Here is a 2,009-nt window from a genome sequence, read left to right as displayed (position 1 = left end):
CAGGTAAGCTCCCTCAATTTGATTCGCAGCTGTAGCTCCACCCCACAGAAAATTATCCGGGAATTTAGTGATTTCATTAAACATTTCCACGTACCTCCCTATTTTTATACATATACTTTGATTAAATGTTCTTTTTCATTAACCATGTCATTTTTGGTCTCTACAATGACATCACCGACCTGAACACGATCACCATCCTTAACAAATGCATTGAAATGCTGACCTTTTAACTGAACCGTATCTTGTCCGATATGAATGAGTATTTCTACCCCGTCATCACTAATGAGACCAATGGCATGTTTAGTACGGTAAATCGTTTGTACAATGCCGTTCACTGGGGAAATGACACGTCCATTCGTGGGGCGGATGGCTATTCCTTTACCCATATGTTCCCCTGCAAAAGTCTCGTCTTTAATATCTTGGAGTCTAACAACAGTACCGGTCATCGGACTAACAATTTCAAATGGTTGGTCATTCAATTGACTTATGTTGGGAATGGATTCTTGTTTGTCGCCCATATTTGTTGACATTGTTTCTGTTGGATCTTTAAAACCAATGAAGTAGATCAAGACAATTGATACGTCCCAGATGTTTCAGTAATCCAACCGAAAGACAAAAACAGTTCATTGAATCCTTTAATCATTCCTGTCGCAGCCATTCCGTTTTGGACAATCCTTCGTCCTTCAATTGAAAGCGCAACCGTGTTACACAATGAACAACGCTGGTAACGCTTTCAATACCGCCAACTCGAGACAAAATCTCCTTGGCCAACTGGTCATAGTTCATGAATACTCTTCCTCTCTGGCTGTGACTTTGCATCAAAATAACTGAATAGCTGCCCCGTGCATAGATCTTAGGCACATCACCATGCTGGAAGTTTAGCGATCCAGGTTTTGCCCTGCAACGGTTAAATCCTGTAAGGCTGTGTTAGCGATTTCCGATTTGTCACAGGCCTCAAATTTTGTGAAAGTTAGCTGAAGGTACGTCTTTTCTGGCCAGAAATGGTATTGCCTGATTGAACAGTCACAATCCAGTTGATGTACAAGCTCCCTTTGCGGACAATAATAAAACACTCTTTTTTGAAAATGCAAGGTTTTTTTCTCTGGAATTTAACTTGTAGAGAGGAATTCACATGAACATTCTTACATTTCATATATGAAGTAATTTTGGCCCAAATATTTAAAAAATAATTTGGGCTTGATTGCTATTTAATCACATTACTTTGTATTTAACTGTTACTGTCGCTTTGACCTACTTTAGATTTCATCCTGATTCTCTCCGAGTCAGATTATTGACAAGAACAAACCTTTGCTTTTATACTGATACCGAAATGAACGAAATACTAAAACCCGATGGATGTGGATTTTTCTAGAGAGTCATCTCTATTTTCGCCACACGAATGCCTTTACGCATTTGTGTGGCTTTTTTGTATTCAAAAAAGGAGGATTGTTCATGAAGTTGTGGCATTATGCAGTTATTGTTTTCTTGGGAGGTTGTTGTTACGGCATACTTTCCACATTTGTTAAACTGGCATATAGCGCTGGTTTTTCAACACCAGAGGTAACTGGTGTGCAGTATTTCTTTGGTGCAGTTTTGAGCTGGATGTTTGTAATTTTTGTAAAAAAGAAAAACCTTACGTACAAGCAGGTTACAAAACTCCTTCTATCCGGAATTCCATTTGGACTGACAGGTATGTTTTATTATCAATCGCTACAGACCATAAATGCTTCCCTAGCTATCGTCCTTTTATTTCAGTTTGTTTGGATTGGGACACTATACGAATGGGTTCTCCAGAAGAAAAAACCAACCAGGGGTAAACTTATCTCGATTGGAATACTGCTCATCGGCTCGGTTTTGGCGGCAAACATTTTTTCTCAAGGTGATCTCTCACTCTCGTGGCAAGGAACGATTTGGGGGCTATTGGCTGCTTCAACGTTCGCTTTATTTGTTTTCCTCAGTGGTGCTGTTGAGAAAGAAACTTCGCCAATACTGAAAAGCGCCCTTCTTTC

General features: G+C 39.6%; 4 protein-coding genes. 1 reads left to right on the top strand and 3 read right to left on the bottom strand.

Translation table 11 applies throughout. The features are described 5' to 3' along the window. From GRP75_RS25530 to GRP75_RS25520, 3 genes are all read right to left on the bottom strand, one after another. The coding region (locus tag GRP75_RS25530) for a family 1 glycosylhydrolase (protein WP_483311113.1) at positions 1-72 on the bottom strand (72 nt) is incomplete at its 3' end. A 32-nt stretch (positions 73-104) separates the two neighbouring features. Further along, the gene (locus tag GRP75_RS25525; protein WP_237449195.1) at positions 105-530 is read right to left on the bottom strand and encodes a PTS sugar transporter subunit IIA; all 426 of its coding nucleotides are present in this window, start codon (positions 528-530) and stop codon (positions 105-107) included. A 109-nt stretch (positions 531-639) separates the two neighbouring features. Beyond that, positions 640-786 carry a PTS transporter subunit EIIB gene (locus GRP75_RS25520; RefSeq protein ID WP_160790725.1) on the bottom strand — a complete coding sequence of 49 codons (147 nt, stop codon included), beginning with the start codon at positions 784-786 and terminating at the stop codon, positions 640-642. Between the two features lie 666 nt (positions 787-1,452). On the opposite strand from GRP75_RS25520, the gene GRP75_RS25515 reads away from it, so the two are divergent. After that, positions 1,453-2,009: EamA family transporter (locus GRP75_RS25515; protein ID WP_160790724.1), on the top strand; the 557-nt coding region annotated here is incomplete at its 3' end.

The sequence above is a fragment of the Paenibacillus sp. OT2-17 genome, assembly GCF_009827695.1.
In the GTDB taxonomy this organism is placed as follows: Bacteria; Bacillota; Bacilli; order Paenibacillales; family Paenibacillaceae; genus Paenibacillus; species Paenibacillus polymyxa_B.
This window is presented reverse-complemented; position numbering and strand designations above follow the sequence as displayed.

Bases quoted from the DNA above. Each gene is read 5' to 3' on its own strand.
- GRP75_RS25520 (WP_160790725.1), bottom strand. From the start codon at position 786: ATGAACTATGACCAGTTGGCCAAGGAGATTTTGTCTCGAGTTGGCGGT.
- GRP75_RS25525 (WP_237449195.1), bottom strand. From the start codon at position 530: ATGTCAACAAATATGGGCGACAAACAAGAATCCATTCCCAACATAAGT.